At 66.6% G+C, this 13,546-nt stretch carries 18 protein-coding genes and 1 tRNA gene; 5 read left to right on the plus strand and 14 right to left on the minus strand.

Annotation, left to right across the window (positions count from 1 at the left end; all coding sequences use genetic code 11):
- Positions 1-162 precede the first annotated feature (162 nt).
- Together ACVOKU_RS07885 and dxs are read left to right on the plus strand one after the other, a co-directional pair.
- Positions 163-828, plus strand: coding sequence for an HNH endonuclease (locus tag ACVOKU_RS07885; protein ID WP_481559568.1), 666 nt, complete (start codon positions 163-165; stop codon positions 826-828).
- Between the two features lie 105 nt (positions 829-933).
- Positions 934-2,841, plus strand: coding sequence for a 1-deoxy-D-xylulose-5-phosphate synthase (dxs, locus tag ACVOKU_RS07890; protein ID WP_481559569.1), 1,908 nt, complete (start codon positions 934-936; stop codon positions 2,839-2,841).
- Between the two features lie 70 nt (positions 2,842-2,911).
- Here dxs and ACVOKU_RS07895 read toward each other — a convergent pair whose 3' ends face one another.
- The 3 genes from ACVOKU_RS07895 to ACVOKU_RS07905 all read right to left on the minus strand — a co-directional run bounded on the left by ACVOKU_RS07895 (position 2,912) and on the right by ACVOKU_RS07905 (position 4,164).
- Positions 2,912-3,115, minus strand: a complete 204-nt coding sequence (locus ACVOKU_RS07895; protein WP_053518700.1) for a hypothetical protein — start codon at positions 3,113-3,115, stop codon at positions 2,912-2,914.
- Positions 3,116-3,285: 170 nt separating this feature from the next.
- Positions 3,286-3,825 (minus strand): DUF3011 domain-containing protein, encoded by a 540-nt coding sequence (locus tag ACVOKU_RS07900; RefSeq protein WP_053518699.1) that lies wholly within the window; start codon positions 3,823-3,825, stop codon positions 3,286-3,288.
- Between the two features lie 132 nt (positions 3,826-3,957).
- Positions 3,958-4,164 (minus strand): hypothetical protein, encoded by a 207-nt coding sequence (locus ACVOKU_RS07905; protein WP_065175527.1) that lies wholly within the window; start codon positions 4,162-4,164, stop codon positions 3,958-3,960.
- Positions 4,165-4,568: 404 nt separating this feature from the next.
- Between ACVOKU_RS07905 and ACVOKU_RS07910 the strand changes: the two genes are divergently transcribed.
- Together ACVOKU_RS07910 and ACVOKU_RS07915 are read left to right on the plus strand one after the other, a co-directional pair.
- Complete coding sequence (locus tag ACVOKU_RS07910) at positions 4,569-4,844, plus strand: hypothetical protein (RefSeq protein WP_111186453.1); 276 nt, start codon at positions 4,569-4,571, stop codon at positions 4,842-4,844.
- Positions 4,845-4,855: 11 nt separating this feature from the next.
- The gene (locus tag ACVOKU_RS07915) at positions 4,856-5,089 is read left to right on the plus strand and encodes a DUF1653 domain-containing protein (RefSeq protein WP_312551793.1); all 234 of its coding nucleotides are present in this window, start codon (positions 4,856-4,858) and stop codon (positions 5,087-5,089) included.
- Between the two features lie 57 nt (positions 5,090-5,146).
- On the opposite strand, the gene ACVOKU_RS07920 is transcribed toward ACVOKU_RS07915, so the two are convergent.
- The gene (locus ACVOKU_RS07920; protein WP_006380555.1) at positions 5,147-5,320 is read right to left on the minus strand and encodes a DUF1328 domain-containing protein; all 174 of its coding nucleotides are present in this window, start codon (positions 5,318-5,320) and stop codon (positions 5,147-5,149) included.
- A 106-nt stretch (positions 5,321-5,426) separates the two neighbouring features.
- Positions 5,427-6,068 (minus strand): LysE family translocator, encoded by a 642-nt coding sequence (locus ACVOKU_RS07925; protein WP_481559570.1) that lies wholly within the window; start codon positions 6,066-6,068, stop codon positions 5,427-5,429.
- A gap of 202 nt (positions 6,069-6,270) precedes the next feature.
- Between ACVOKU_RS07925 and ACVOKU_RS07930 the strand changes: the two genes are divergently transcribed.
- Positions 6,271-6,966, plus strand: a complete 696-nt coding sequence (locus tag ACVOKU_RS07930; RefSeq protein ID WP_481559571.1) for an aspartate/glutamate racemase family protein — start codon at positions 6,271-6,273, stop codon at positions 6,964-6,966.
- Positions 6,967-6,985: 19 nt separating this feature from the next.
- Here the strand turns inward: ACVOKU_RS07930 and ACVOKU_RS07935 are convergent, their stop codons facing one another.
- The 9 genes from ACVOKU_RS07935 to infC form a co-directional block, all read right to left on the minus strand.
- Positions 6,986-7,348: a hypothetical protein gene (locus ACVOKU_RS07935; protein WP_481559572.1), complete on the minus strand. Its 363-nt coding sequence runs from the start codon at positions 7,346-7,348 to the stop codon at positions 6,986-6,988.
- A 250-nt stretch (positions 7,349-7,598) separates the two neighbouring features.
- Positions 7,599-7,675: transfer RNA gene (locus ACVOKU_RS07940), tRNA-Pro, on the minus strand.
- Positions 7,676-7,742: 67 nt separating this feature from the next.
- The gene (locus tag ACVOKU_RS07945; RefSeq protein WP_053518690.1) at positions 7,743-8,099 is read right to left on the minus strand and encodes a MerR family transcriptional regulator; all 357 of its coding nucleotides are present in this window, start codon (positions 8,097-8,099) and stop codon (positions 7,743-7,745) included.
- Entirely contained in the window at positions 8,080-8,379 is a 300-nt protein-coding gene (locus ACVOKU_RS07950; protein ID WP_005410432.1) for an integration host factor subunit alpha, read from the minus strand. The genes ACVOKU_RS07945 and ACVOKU_RS07950 overlap by 20 nt, the downstream gene beginning before the upstream one ends.
- Positions 8,380-8,406: 27 nt before the next feature.
- Positions 8,407-10,788, minus strand: a complete 2,382-nt coding sequence (gene pheT / locus ACVOKU_RS07955) for a phenylalanine--tRNA ligase subunit beta (protein WP_481559573.1) — start codon at positions 10,786-10,788, stop codon at positions 8,407-8,409.
- An 85-nt stretch (positions 10,789-10,873) separates the two neighbouring features.
- On the minus strand, positions 10,874-11,869 hold the full coding sequence (locus ACVOKU_RS07960; protein ID WP_481559574.1) for a phenylalanine--tRNA ligase subunit alpha: 996 nt from the start codon (positions 11,867-11,869) through the stop codon (positions 10,874-10,876).
- Between the two features lie 190 nt (positions 11,870-12,059).
- Positions 12,060-12,419 (minus strand): 50S ribosomal protein L20, encoded by a 360-nt coding sequence (rplT, locus tag ACVOKU_RS07965; RefSeq protein WP_003484828.1) that lies wholly within the window; start codon positions 12,417-12,419, stop codon positions 12,060-12,062.
- Between the two features lie 10 nt (positions 12,420-12,429).
- A complete protein-coding gene (rpmI, locus tag ACVOKU_RS07970; RefSeq protein ID WP_005410436.1) occupies positions 12,430-12,627 on the minus strand; it encodes a 50S ribosomal protein L35 in 198 nt (65 codons plus the stop codon).
- A 352-nt stretch (positions 12,628-12,979) separates the two neighbouring features.
- Positions 12,980-13,519, minus strand: coding sequence for a translation initiation factor IF-3 (gene infC, locus ACVOKU_RS07975; protein ID WP_081358927.1), 540 nt, complete (start codon positions 13,517-13,519; stop codon positions 12,980-12,982).
- Positions 13,520-13,546 lie beyond the last annotated feature (27 nt).

Genomic DNA, 13,546 nt, shown 5'->3' on the forward strand with positions numbered 1-13,546 from the left:
TGAGGGGTCAGAGCCCTTTCCTTCGGAAAGGGATCCGACCCCAGCCTGACCGCCCTCGATCATCCCTCTGGAGAAAAGCCCCCCTTTGTTAAGGGGGGCGCGCCATCGGCGCCGACGGGCGATACACAAATCGTCAACATTCAGGTATAAGCTGTTCTCCCGATGGAGACAGACACTACACGCTTGGGTCTGATCGAAGCCGGAGCCCCGTTTTCTGCTCCGGGCGTCGAAGCATCGCCCAACGTCACGACGTTGCACCGCCCCGGTTCGGTCCGGCTGCTCTCGCTCGACGCCCACGGACGCGTACTGGACTGGATCACCTGGCAGGATGCCGCCTGCCTCTACGCCCGCGAGGCCGTCGCCTGGACCCTTGGCGACCCCTGCCTGCACATCCACGGCGGAACCAACCGGTTCAGCGGCCTGCAGAGTGGCCTGGACCTGCATCCGATCATCGCCGCGCGCGGCCACGCGCGATCCCGTGCCATCGACCCTACCCCGAACCTGACCAACCCGGCCCTGTTCGCCCGCGATTCGCACCTGTGCCTGTATTGCGGCCAACAGTTCAACCGTCCCGCGCTGACCCGCGACCACGTCATGCCGCTGTCCAAGGGCGGGCTGGACTGCTGGGAAAACGTGGTCACCGCCTGCTTCCACTGCAACTCGCGCAAGAGCGACCGTACCCCGCAGCAGGCCGGCATGCCGCTGCTGGCGGTGCCCTACCGGCCCAGCTGGATCGAGCACCTGATCCTGTCCAACCGCAACATCCTGGCCGACCAGATGGCGTTCCTGAAAGCGCAGCTGCCCAAGCGTTCCAAGCTCAGCACCTGAAGCTGCCGGCCGGCAACCCTCACCGTCCTGTCACGGACGGCGGCGTTTGCTTGCCCCACCCCCGTTTGAGGGCGAAAATGGTCGTTCAGAACACGTGCGAACATGATGATCGACTCTGCCCGCTATCCCCGCCTCGCGCACATCCAGACGCCGGATGACCTGCGCACGTTCGACGAATCCGAGCTGAGGGCGGTCGCCGACGAACTGCGCGCCTACCTCATCGAATCGGTGGGCAAGAGCGGCGGACATTTCGCCGCCGGCCTGGGCGTGATCGAACTCACCGTCGCCCTGCACTACCTGTACCAGACCCCGCATGACCAGCTGGTCTGGGATGTGGGCCATCAGACCTACCCGCACAAGATCCTCACCGGCCGCCGTGACGAGATCCACACCGTCAAGCAGAAGGATGGCGTGGCGCCGTTCCCCAAGCGCGAGGAAAGCGAGTTCGACACCTTCGGCGTCGGCCATTCCTCGACCTCGATCTCGGCCGCACTGGGCATGGCCATCGCCCGCCAGTCACAGGGCGACGACCGCAAGATCGTGGCGGTGATCGGTGACGGCGCGATGACCGCCGGCATGGCCTTCGAGGCGCTGATGCACGCGGGCGGCATGGAGCCGGAGCCGAATCTGCTGGTGATCCTCAACGACAACAACATGTCGATCTCCGAGGCCGTCGGCGGGCTGACCAAGATGCTCGGACGCGCCACCGGCAGCCGCACGCTCAATGCACTGCGCGAAGGCGGCAAGAAGATCCTGGGCGACAAGAAGAACAATCCGGCGCGCTTCGTGAAGCGCTGGGAAGAGCACTGGAAAGGCATGTTCGTGCCCTCCACGATGTTCGAGGAGATGGGATTCCACTACACCGGCCCGATCGACGGCCACGACCTGCCCGCCCTGCTGTCCACGCTGAAGACGCTGCGCGCCTCCAAGGGCCCCAAGCTGCTGCACGTGATGACCACCAAGGGCAAGGGCTACGAGCCTGCCGAAGGCGACCAGATCGGTTATCACGCAGTGGGCCCGTTCGATCCCGACAAGGGCCTGGTGGCCAAGACCGGCGCCAAGAAGCCGACCTACACCGACGTGTTCGGCGACTGGCTGTGCGACGCTGCCGCCGCGGAGCCACGCCTGTACGGCATCACCCCGGCGATGCGCGAAGGCTCCGGCCTGGTGCGCTTCAGCAAGGAATACCCGCAGCGTTACTTCGACGTGGCGATCGCCGAACAGCACGCGGTCACCCTGGCCGCCGGCATGGCCACCCAGGGCGGCAAGCCGGTGGTGGCGATCTATTCCACCTTCCTGCAGCGCGCGTACGACCAGCTGGTGCATGACGTGGCCATCCAGGACCTCGACGTGCTGTTCGCGATTGATCGCGCCGGCGTGGTCGGACCGGATGGAGCGACGCATGCCGGCAACCTCGACCTGAGCTTCCTGCGCTGCGTGCCGAACATGGTGGTGATGGCCCCGTCCAACGAGGCAGAGTGCAGGCAGATGCTCAGCACGGGCCTGCAGTACGCCGGTCCGGCTGCGGTGCGTTACCCGCGTGGCAGCGGTACCGGCGTCGCGGCCGGCAGCGACCTGTCCACGCTGCCGATCGGCAAGGGCGAGCTGCGCGTGCAGGGCAGCCACATCGCCCTGCTGGCGTTCGGCAGTACCGTTGCCGCCGCCGAACAGGTGGGCCGCGAGTTGGGCCTGAGCGTGGTCAACATGCGCTTCATCAAGCCGCTGGACCGCGACCTGGTACTGGCAATGGCCGCCCAGCACGAAGGCCTGGTGACCATCGAAGACAACGTGGTAGCCGGTGGTGCCGGTTCCGGCGTGGCCGAACTGCTCAATGCCGAAGCGGTGCTGCGACCGATCCTGCATCTCGGCCTGCCCGATGCCTACCAGCATCATGCCAGCCGCGAGGACCTGCTGGCAGAAGCCGGCATCGATGCCGCCGGGATCCGCGCGGCCGTGCTCAAGCGCTGGCCGCAGCTGGCTGCCACCCTTCCGCCGCTGAGCGCGGCGGGCTGACCGTTCCCGGTGGAACCGGGCAGGCGCCCGGTTTCCCCGCGCCTGCTGCGGAACGACGCGCGGTCGCTGTTCAACCGTAGCTGATCGCTTCCACGAACGCGCCGCTGGCTTCCACGCGCACGGCGGCGCGCTGCCCGGTGTCCACGAAGTGCAGCCGGGCCAGGGCCTGGGCGAAATCGAAGGCCCGGGCGCCGTCGCGGAACTCGATCGGCTCCGGTCTATCCGGGTGCAGAACGCGCCATTGGCGCTGTTCGCACTGAAGGCGGATCAACATGCAGCTCACTCCTTGAGGCAGCGTATCGATGATGGCGGAAGGCGTGCACCGGTGCCGGCACGGATTGCCGATGCAATCAAGACACCCGGTGTCCTGATTGCAGACGATACGGCGTTCAAACTGTGAGCAATATCAGATTTTTCTGATTTTGACGCAGATGGCCAGAAGGATCAGTTCACCTGGAACTGGGCGCGGCAACCATCACTGACCCAGATGCCGCGGCGGTCCCAGCCCCAGGTCCGGCCCTCGATACAGGCACTGCGGGAGTCCTGCCGGATCAGGCGTACGCTGCGGCGGACGCGGGTGTCACAGTATTCCTGTCGATGGCCGTTGGAATGACAGGCGATGACTTCGCCACCGCGGCCATTCCCGTTGCCCCATCCACCTCCCCAGCCGCCGCCACGACGCGATTCGCCGACGAACTCGGCCCGGCAGCCCCGGGTCACCCACACGCCGGAGCGCGACTGGCCCCAGGTCTCGCCCTCCACGCACGGCGAGCCGGACAACTGGCGGATCAACCGGGGCCGTCCTTCGAGGCGGCACTCATTGCTGCGGTTCTTGACCGATTCGCATCGCACGATGCCGCCCCCGTCGCGGCCGCCATGGCGATCGTCGTCATAACCATAGTTCTGCGCCTGCGCGCCCCCGGCGGCGGCCAGCATCGGCAGCAGTGCGCAGGCCAGGGTGCGCCAGGTGAGTGCGTTGCCCATCGAGATCTCCAGATGAATGCGTGGCGGCAAGCATCCTGGATTCGCGGCGCGGCGCACAGAGGGCAACGCACCGTCGGTTCTTTCCCCATTCAAACAGCTCAACCGCGGCTGACCGCGCCGCGTGGCCGGCCGCTAGGCACCGATGCGCAGGACATCCACGGCACCCCCCAGTGCCTCCACACGCACGATGCAGTGCTGGCCCGTGCGGCGGTGATGCTCCTGGGCCAGTTCGGTGGCGACATCGAACGCGTCGGCGCCGCGGGCGAACGAGGCGGTGGTGCGCGCCTCGGGGTCCAGCACGAACCAGTGCTGGGCATTGCAGTGGACGGTAAACACCATGATCGACTCCAACGGAGGGAATGGACGCGGCGCCGGGATGAGGTGAGAGCGCCGATACCTGTTCAGGCTAGCGAGCGCTTCAGGCAGGGCCTATCAGATTTGTCCGAAAAATCCCCGCCAGCGGATCGGAATTCGCGCTTCGTCACATCCCTGAGCCCGTTCACCCCATGACTTTCGTGATTCTTGTCACGAAGTCAGCTTGGCTTCACACTATCGTCACCAACAGGGGCCCCTTCCACATGCGCACCTTCCAACCGCCGCAGCGCTCGACGCTGCTGAAGTTCTACTTCGCAGCCTGCTACCTGGTCCTGATCGAGGAACTGATCCGCGCGTCGATGAGTTGAGCGCTTGCCGCTGCTGCTGGCCCGCCGCACACTGACGGTTTAGGCCACGGAATGTCCTCGATGAAAGCCCTCATGCTGGCGCCGCTGTTGCTGGCCCTGGCCGCCTGCGCAGCACCGCAACAGACGCCCGTGCGCGAAGCGGCGGCCACTTCGGCACCCGTAGTCGGCGGTGATCGCGATGCCCATGGCTGCATCGGCTCGGCTGGCTACCAGTGGTGCGAGCGCAGCCAGCGCTGCGAGCGCCCCTGGGAACTGGCCCAGGCGCAAGGCCTGGCCAATACCGCCGAGGCGATCGACGCCTACTGCGCGACGCCGGCACAGCCGGCGCGCAGATGAGTGCGGCACCCATGACGGCGCTCAGTCCCCTGCCCACGCTTGCGCGCGGCCGCTATCGCCATTTCAAGGGCGGCGAGTATGAAGTGATCGACATCGTGCGCAGCAGCGAAACACTGCAGCCGATGGTGCTGTACCGCGCCCTGTATGGCGAAGGCGGATTGTGGGTGCGGCCCTACGCCATGTTCGTAGAACAGGTACCGGGTGCAAGCGGCCCACAGCCTCGTTTCGCACGTATCGACGACTGACGGCTGTGCGTCTCGCGTGGCAGCGCACACCTGCGCGCGCTGCCACGCGGTCAGCCGCTAGCTGACCTTCTTCGCGACGGTCATGCCCAGCAGGAACAGCACCACGGCAATGATGATGCCGGCCCAGAACAGGAACTTGGCGATACCCACCGCGGCACCCGCGATGCCGCCGAAGCCGAGCACGCCGGCGATCACACCGATGATGGCGAAGATGATGGCCCACTTGATCATGTCGATCCTTTCCCCACAGGGACTGAAAACAGTGCGATCAGCGTAGGCTGCGGCCGATGCCTGCCTCGTGAGGGAGCCGCGCGTGCGGCGTGAAGCCGCGTACCGGTCAACGGGGCCGGAAGCGCAGCAGGGCCACCGCGAACGCCAGGAACACGCCGCCCACCAGCCGCTCGAACCAGCGCCGGGCGAACGGCCGGCCGAGCCAACGGCGCAGGCCATGGCCACCGGCGGCATACATCACGTACCAGAACAGCTCGCAGCTGGCGAAGGTTGCCACCAGGACGCTGTACTGCACGGCCTGACCCCGCGCGGGATCGACGAACTGCGGCAGGAACGCCGTGGCGAACAGCAGCAGCTTGGGATTGCTCAGGCCCACCAGCAGGCCGCCGCGGAATACCGCCCAGGCTCCGTCCGCTGGCAGCACCGTCGCCGGAGCCTCAACGTCCACCGGCGCTGCCGGCCGGCCGCTGTCGCGCCACGCTTTCAGGCCCAGCCAGGCCAGGTAGGCCACGCCCAGATAGCGCAGCACTTCAAACAGCATGGGTGAGGAGTGCAGCAGTGCGCTCAACCCGGCGGCGGAGGCCGCCAGTACCGCCAGCATGGCCAGCAGGCAGCCGGCCATGGCCGGGAGGCTGGCGCGGAATCCCAGGCCGACGCTGCGTCCGAGGATATGCAGCATGTTCGGTCCAGGGGTGCCACACAGCACGAACACCGTAGCCAGGAACCACCACCAGGTCTGCAGGGACATTCGGCCATCCACGAAAGAGAACCGTCCCAGCATAGGCGGTGGCTCACCGCGACGTCACATACAGCGCGATGCCGATGCGACGGTTACAGGTGGCCGCGATCTGCAGCTGCATCCAACAGATGTGCCGATGCGCCTGTCGGCGGTCGCGGCGACATCGCTGCCCGCCTGTGCTGCAATGGCGCCTCCCCACCTGGAGCGGCACATGAAGACCCTGGGCCTGATCGGCGGCATGAGCTGGGAGAGTTCGGCGCAGTACTACCGCCTCATCAACGAGGAGGTGCGCCGTCGCCTGGGGGCCGCGCACTCGGCGCAGCTGCTGATGTGGTCGGTGGATTTCGCTCCGATCAAGCAGTTGCAGCACGACGGCGACTGGGACGCGCTTGCGCGGCACATGGTGGATGCGGCAGAGCGCCTGCAGGCGGGTGGCGCCGATGTACTGCTGATCTGCACCAACACGATGCATGCGCTGACCGCGCAGATCGAAGCAGCCTGCCCGCTGCCGCTGCTGCACATCGCCGACCCGACTGCCACCGCCATCGTGGCGGCCGGTTGGCGCAGGGTGGGCCTGCTCGGTACGGCCTTCACAATGGAACAGGATTTCTACCGGGGACGCCTTGCCGGTCGCTTCGGGCTGGAAGTGCTGGTACCCGACGCCGAAGATCGCCAGCAGGTCCACGACATCATCTACCAGGAGCTGATCACCGGCGTGGTCAGCGATCGCTCGCGACAGGTCTACGCAGACGTGATCGCGCGGCTGGTCGCGCGTGGTGCCGAAGCGATCATTCTCGGCTGTACCGAAATCATGCTGCTGGTACGCCCGGAAGACAGTGCGGTGCCGCTGTTCGACACCACCACCCTGCACGCCCTGGCAGCGGTTGACGCTGCGCTGGCGGGATAGAGGGCCGGCGTGGACGCGATCAGTCCGCCCCCTGCACTTCCAGCGCCGTGACCAGCCAATCCACTACGGCCTGCGAGTCGCACAGGAAGAAGATCGCATCCCCGGACCGGGCCTCGGTCAACAAGCGATAGACCGTGATTGCCACCGCCGACTGATTGGCGATGAACACCTCGGGGCTGCGCGGCCCCTCGTTGTGCCGGGAAACGGCCTGCAATGCGCGGCGCGCAGCCACCGTTGCGGCCGGGTCGGCACTGCGGGTCAACTCGGGCCCACGCAGGCCCCAGCTGACAAAGACGTGCTTGCCCTTGAACGTGGTGTCCAGGACCTGCACCTCGGCGGAACCTGCCTCAGCCGAGCGATGAATGATGGTACTGCTGATCAACGCAACCCCCTGTGGTCGTCGTGGTCCGCGCATCCACCTCCACGGACCCGCTGCACGCCCGTGACCGCAGCCACATGCTGCGCCAGCGGACGCGGAAGAGAGACGGAAGGAGAAGCCGATGCGATCGGATGTGCAGCGATGATACGGGATGTCGGTCACGCATGGGCTGGCGTACACGGCCGCATCGCCCATCGGTTCACCCACAAAAAAAGCCCACGCATCGCTGCGCGGGCCTTCTGTTCCATCACAGTGGTCGGGACGGCCGGATTCGAACCGACGACCCTCTGCCCCCCAGGCAGATGCGCTACCAGGCTGCGCTACGCCCCGACTGATGCTGCGATGTTCCCGCCAGTGCGGCGGGGCGTGAAGTATAGCGGATCACGCGGGATTTGGGTCACCGGCGAAGCAATTGCAGCACTTCTTCCAGCTCCATCCGCACCTGCTTGATGATCTGGTTGCTCAGCGCCGATTCCTCGCGGGCATCGGGGCCCTCCAGACGCAGGCGGGCACCGCCGATCGTGTAGCCCTGTTCGTACAGCAGGCTGCGGATCTGCCGCACCATCAGCACGTCATGGCGCTGGTAGTAGCGGCGGTTGCCGCGGCGCTTGGCCGGCTCAAGGCTGGGAAACTCGGTTTCCCAGTAGCGCAGCACGTGCGGCTTGACGTCGCACAGCTCGCTCACTTCACCGATGGTGAAGTAGCGCTTGGCCGGGATCGGCGGTAGTTCGCGGTTACTGCCCGGATCCAGCATAAGCTTCCACCCTTTCCTTGAGCTTCTGGCCCGGACGGAAGGTGACCACCGTACGGGCGGAAATCGGAATTTCCTCGCCGGTCTTCGGATTGCGGCCCGGGCGCTGGTTCTTGCGCCGCAGGTCGAAATTGCCGAAGCCCGACAGCTTCACCTGACGTCCCTGTTCCAATGCTTCACGCAGCACATCGAAAAACGCGTCGACGAATTCCTTGGCTTCACGCTTGTTCAGACCGACTTCGTCGAACAGCTTTTCCGCCATCTCCGCCTTGGTCAATGCCATTGCCTGCTACCCCCGAGTGCTGCCCGCTCAGCCGCGGATCCGGGCGTGGTGTTCACGCTCGATGGCGGTGACCGCCTCGGCCACCACCGCATCCACGTCGCGGTCCGTCAGAGTGCGCGACTTGTCCTGCAAAATCAAGCCCATAGCGAGACTCTTGAATCCCGGCTCGACCCCCTGGCCCACATAGCGGTCGAACAGGTTCAGCTCGCGCAGGAGCGGGCCGGCGGCCAGGCGGACCGTGGCGGCCAGATCGCTCCAGGCCACCTGCTCCGGCACCAGGAACGCCAGGTCGCGGCGCACCGCCGGGAAGCGCGACAGCTCGCCGGCACGCGGCAGGCGGCGCGCCGACAGCGGCTCCAGGTCCAGCTCGAAGGCGTAGACGTCGGTCTCGATGTCCATCGCCTTGGCCAGGCGCGGGTGGATCTGGCCGATCCAGCCGATCGCAACCCCGTCGCGGAACACCTCGGCCGAGCGCGCCGGGTGGCCATGCGCACGGCTCGACGGGCGGAACTCCAGCGAGGCACCACTGGCAGCAGCCAGGGACTCCAGATCCCCCTTCAGGTCATGGAAATCGACCTTGCGGGACGGCAGACCCCACTGCACCGCCTGCGCATCGCCGCACACCGCGGCCGCAACACGCGGAGTTTCCAGCGGCGCCGGCTGGCCCTCCCCGGCCTGGCGGGCGAACACGCGGCCGATCTCGAACAGGCGCACCCGGCCCAACTGGCGCGCAGCGTTGCGGCCCAGCGTGGCCACCAGGCCCGGCAGCAGCGACGGGCGCATCACCGCCAGTTCGGCCGACAGCGGATTGGCCAGCGGCACCAGATCGTCGCGCAGCTGCCACTGGGCCAGCAGCGCATCGTCGACGAAGGCGAAATTCAGGGTTTCCTGCAGGTCGCGCGCGATCAGCTGGCGACGCACGCTGAGGGTGTCGAGCTGGGTCTCGCTCGGCATCGCCACGCGCGCGGCACCGCCCGGCAGGGTGGTGGGAATCTGCTCGTAGCCATGGATGCGGGCCAGCTCTTCGATCAGGTCCTCTTCGATGGCGATATCGAAACGGCGGCTCGGTGCGGTGACCTGCCAGCCGTCGGCCGTGGCGACCACCTCCATGCCCAGCGCGCGCAGGATGCGCTCCACTTCGGCATCCTCGATGGTGATGCCGAGCACGCGGGTAATGCGCGCGCGGCGCAGCGCGATGGTGGCCGGCTGCGGCAGGTCAGCCTCGCGCACGGCCTCGGTGACCGGTGCCGGGGTGCCGCCGGCCAGGTCCAGCACCAGGCGGGTGGCGTACTCGATGGCGGTGCGCGGCAGCGCCGGATCGACGCCGCGCTCGAAGCGGTGGCCGGCATCGGTGTGCAGGCCCAGCTTGCGGCCACGGCCCATGATCGCTGCCGGCGCGAAGTGCGCAGCCTCCAGGAACACGCTGGTGGTCGCGTCGGTCACACGGGAATCGAAGCCCCCCATCAGACCCGCCAGGCCCACCGCGCGATCAGCATCGGTCACGACCAGGAAACTGTCGTCCAGCACGGCATCGCGGCCATCGAGCAGCTTCAGGTTCTCGCCTGCGCGTGCGCGTCGCACGGCGATGCTGCCCTGCAGGGTGCCCAGGTCATAGGCATGCATCGGCTGACCCAGTTCCAGCATCACGTACTGGGTGATGTCGACCAGCAGCGACACCGGACGCACGCCACTGCGGCGCAGGCGCTCGGCCATCCACAGCGGGGTCTTCGCCGCAGGGTTCAGGCCCTCGATGACGCGCCCCAGGTAACGCGGCGCCTCGGCGCCGGCGTCGAGCCGGATCGACAGCTCGCGGCTGCCGACGGCGGCGACCGGTGCTGCAGCGAAGTCCAGCACCTGGCTGCGGGTGGCGGCCGCTACGTCGTAGGCGATGCCGCGCACGCTGAAACAGTCGGCACGGTTCGGGGTCAGCTTGATCTCGATGCTGGCATCGGGCAGGCCCAGGTAGTCGACCAGGGCCTGGCCGACCGGGGCATCCGCGGGCAGTTCCAGCAGGCCGGAAGCATCGTTGTCCAGGCCCAGCTCCTTCGCCGAGCACAGCATGCCGTTGGACTCGACACCCCGCAGCTTGGCCGGCTTGATCTTCAGTTCGCCGATCTGCGCACCGACCATCGCCAGCGGCGCGACCAGGCCCGGACGCGCGTTCGGTGCGCCGCAGACGATCTGCAGCAGCTCGCCCTGCCCGGCATCGACCCGGCAGACCTGCAGGCGGTCCGCTTCGGGATGGCGCACGGCCTCGACGATGCGCGCCACCACCACGTGCTGCAGGCCCTCGCCCAACGCGGTCACGTCTTCCACTTCCAGGCCGATCGCGGTCAGCACCGCACTCAGCTCATCGCGCGACGCGCGGGTGGGGACGTGGCTGCGCAGCCAGTTTTCGGAGAATTTCATGTTGTCACCCTGGTGGACCCGGCGCAGGCGCCTGGGCCGTCGAATGTGTGAGTCCGCCAGGCTGGGCCCGGCGTTGCCGAATGCGTTACGCGAACTGCTTCAGGAAGCGCACATCGTTCTCGAAGAACGCGCGCAGATCGTTGACGCCGTAGCGCAGCATCGCGAAACGCTCCACGCCCATGCCGAAGGCGAAACCGGTGTAGCGCTCAGGATCGATGCCGACGCTGCGCAGCACGTTCGGATGGACCATGCCGCAGCCGAGCACTTCCAGCCAGCGGGTGCTGCCATCGGGCTGCTGCCAGGCGATGTCCACTTCCGCACCGGGCTCGACGAACGGGAAGTAGCTGGGACGGAAGCGCATCTCGAAGTCGCGCTCGAAGAAGGCACGGATGAATTCGGCAAGCGTGCCCTTCAGGTCGGCGAAGGTCGAGTGCTCGTCCACCAGCAGGCCTTCGACCTGATGGAACATCGGCGAGTGGGTCTGGTCGCTGTCGCTGCGGTACACCTTGCCGGCGGCGATCATGCGCAGCGGCGGCGCATGGTCGCCCATGTAGCGCACCTGCACACCGGAGGTGTGCGTGCGCAGCAGGCGGCCGTCACCGAAGTAGAAGGTGTCATGCATGGCGCGCGCCGGGTGGTGCGGCGGGAAATTCAGCGCCTCGAAGTTGTGCCAGTCATCCTCGATCTCCGGCCCTTCCGACAACTCGTAGCCCAGTCGGCCGAAGATGCCGGTGATGCGCTCCAGGGTACGGGTGATCGGGTGCAGGCCGGCGCGTTCGCCATTGCGGCCCGGCAGGGTGATGTCGATGGCTTCGGCGGCCAGGCGCGCATCCAGTGCCGCATCCTCCAGCAGCGCCTTGCGCTCGCCCAGCGCGCGGGTCAGTGCGTCGCGGGCCTGGTTGATCGCTTCACCGGCGGCCTTGCGCTCGTCGGCCGGCAGGGCGCCGAGCTGCTTGAGCTGCGCAGTGATGCTGCCGCTCTTGCCGAGCAGGGCCACGCGCAGCTGCTCCAGCACGTCGGGGCTCTGTGCAGCGGCCACCTCGGCCAGCGCCTGGGTGGTGAGGGATTGGATGTCGCTCATGGGGGGCCGGAACTCCAGTCGATCTGCCATCGCGGCAGGCGAAGGGCCGACCCCTGTCGCCACCGCCGTCCCCGCGTCGCCGTGGCCACGCCGGGACCCAAAAAAGAATGGGGAAGGACTTGCGCCCTTCCCCATGCATTGCCTTGACCTGACACCGTTCCGGATGAACGGCAACGGCATCGGGAAGGACTTATGCCGCCAGCGCGCCCTTGGCCTTTTCGGCCAGCGCGGCAAAGCCGGCTGCGTCGTGCACGGCGATGTCAGCCAGGACCTTGCGGTCCAAGGTGATGCCGGCCTTCAGCAGGCCGTTCATGAAGCGGCTGTAGCTCAGACCATTGATGCGGGCAGCCGCATTGATGCGGGTGATCCACAGCGAACGGAAGTTGCGCTTCTTCTGCTTACGGCCGATGTAGGCGTACTGCTGTGCCTTGATGACCGCCTGCTTGGCAACGCGGAAGACCTTGCGGCGAGCGTTGTAGTAGCCCTTCGCCAGGGTCAGGATTTTCTTGTGGCGGCGACGCGCCTGTACGCCACGCTTTACTCGTGCCATGTGTCAGTCCTCAGAGGTAGGGAAGCATGCGGTCCAGACGGCCTGCGTCTTCTGCACGGACATGGCCCGTCTGACGCAGATTACGCTTCCGCTTGGTCGCCTTCTTGGTGAGGATGTGGCTACGATTTGCGTGGCCGCACTTGTACTTGCCGGACGCGGTCTTGCGGAAGCGCTTGGCCGCCGCCCGGTTGGTCTTGATCTTGGGCATTGCTATGTCCTTGATGGTGTTTTTTTACTGACCAGGGCGGTGGCTGCGCCACGCTTTCCGTCCGTGCCCTTGCCTGCTTTTAAGCCCTGCCTCCCCGGGGGAGTGGGCCGGTCCTGTTGCCGTATTCAGTGAAACAGAGAAAACAGCACCCGGCGAACCGGGCCGCCCATTATGCCCGCCCTTCCCGACCGATGCAAACCTTTGATCGGCAGGGAGTTGAGGCAGCCATCGAGGGACGACGCCGGGCGCGCCCGGGCGTCTCGCCACGACCCGAGACTGGGCCCATGACGAACAAAGCCGGGCACGCGCCCGGCTCTGCAGGGAGGGGGCCGGGCAGCTGCCCGACAGGCCCTTACTTCTTCTTCGGCGCGATCATCATCACCATCTGACGCCCTTCCAGGCGCGGACGGGATTCGATGACGATGTCCTCACCCAGATCGGCTTCGATCCGGTTGGCCATTTCGCGACCCAGTTCCTGATGGCTCATTTCACGGCCACGGAAGCGGATGTTGACCTTGATCTTGTCGCCCTCTTCGAGGAAACCGCGCATCTTGCGCAGCTTGATCTGGTAGTCGCCCTCGTCCGTGACCGGACGGAACTTCACTTCCTTGATCTCGACCTGCTTGGTCTTCTTCTTGGCCTCGCTGGCCTTCTTCTGCGCTTCGAACTTGAACTTGCCGAAGTCCATGATCTTGCAGACCGGCGGATCGGCCTGCGGCTGGATTTCGACCAGGTCCAGGCCTTCGTCTTCAGCCATGGACAGCGCTTCGTCGCGCGACAACACGCCGATCATTTCTCCGTCACTGCCGATCACGCGGACGCGCGGCACCCGGATTTCCTGATTCTTGCGGTTCTGTTTGTTGTCAGGGGTACTGATATTGCAATCTCCCAGAGGAATCGAACCGGCCTGCGCACCCTC

Source organism: Stenotrophomonas sp. STEN147 (genome assembly GCF_056757995.1).

Excerpts from the sequence above, each read along its gene's own strand:
- pheT (WP_481559573.1), bottom strand. The coding sequence starts at position 10,788 with ATGAAATTCTCCGAAAACTGGCTGCGCAGCCACGTCCCCACCCGCGCG.
- ACVOKU_RS07910 (WP_111186453.1), top strand. The coding sequence starts at position 4,569 with ATGAAAGCCCTCATGCTGGCGCCGCTGTTGCTGGCCCTGGCCGCCTGC.
- dxs (WP_481559569.1), top strand. The coding sequence starts at position 934 with ATGATCGACTCTGCCCGCTATCCCCGCCTCGCGCACATCCAGACGCCG.
- ACVOKU_RS07895 (WP_053518700.1), bottom strand. The coding sequence starts at position 3,115 with ATGTTGATCCGCCTTCAGTGCGAACAGCGCCAATGGCGCGTTCTGCAC.
- ACVOKU_RS07925 (WP_481559570.1), bottom strand. The coding sequence starts at position 6,068 with ATGTCCCTGCAGACCTGGTGGTGGTTCCTGGCTACGGTGTTCGTGCTG.
- ACVOKU_RS07915 (WP_312551793.1), top strand. The coding sequence starts at position 4,856 with ATGACGGCGCTCAGTCCCCTGCCCACGCTTGCGCGCGGCCGCTATCGC.
- ACVOKU_RS07905 (WP_065175527.1), bottom strand. The coding sequence starts at position 4,164 with ATGGTGTTTACCGTCCACTGCAATGCCCAGCACTGGTTCGTGCTGGAC.
- rpmI (WP_005410436.1), bottom strand. The coding sequence starts at position 12,627 with ATGCCCAAGATCAAGACCAACCGGGCGGCGGCCAAGCGCTTCCGCAAG.
- ACVOKU_RS07930 (WP_481559571.1), top strand. The coding sequence starts at position 6,271 with ATGAAGACCCTGGGCCTGATCGGCGGCATGAGCTGGGAGAGTTCGGCG.
- ACVOKU_RS07885 (WP_481559568.1), top strand. The coding sequence starts at position 163 with ATGGAGACAGACACTACACGCTTGGGTCTGATCGAAGCCGGAGCCCCG.
- ACVOKU_RS07960 (WP_481559574.1), bottom strand. The coding sequence starts at position 11,869 with ATGAGCGACATCCAATCCCTCACCACCCAGGCGCTGGCCGAGGTGGCC.
- rplT (WP_003484828.1), bottom strand. The coding sequence starts at position 12,419 with ATGGCACGAGTAAAGCGTGGCGTACAGGCGCGTCGCCGCCACAAGAAA.
- ACVOKU_RS07950 (WP_005410432.1), bottom strand. The coding sequence starts at position 8,379 with ATGGCATTGACCAAGGCGGAGATGGCGGAAAAGCTGTTCGACGAAGTC.
- ACVOKU_RS07900 (WP_053518699.1), bottom strand. The coding sequence starts at position 3,825 with ATGGGCAACGCACTCACCTGGCGCACCCTGGCCTGCGCACTGCTGCCG.
- ACVOKU_RS07945 (WP_053518690.1), bottom strand. The coding sequence starts at position 8,099 with ATGCTGGATCCGGGCAGTAACCGCGAACTACCGCCGATCCCGGCCAAG.
- ACVOKU_RS07920 (WP_006380555.1), bottom strand. The coding sequence starts at position 5,320 with ATGATCAAGTGGGCCATCATCTTCGCCATCATCGGTGTGATCGCCGGC.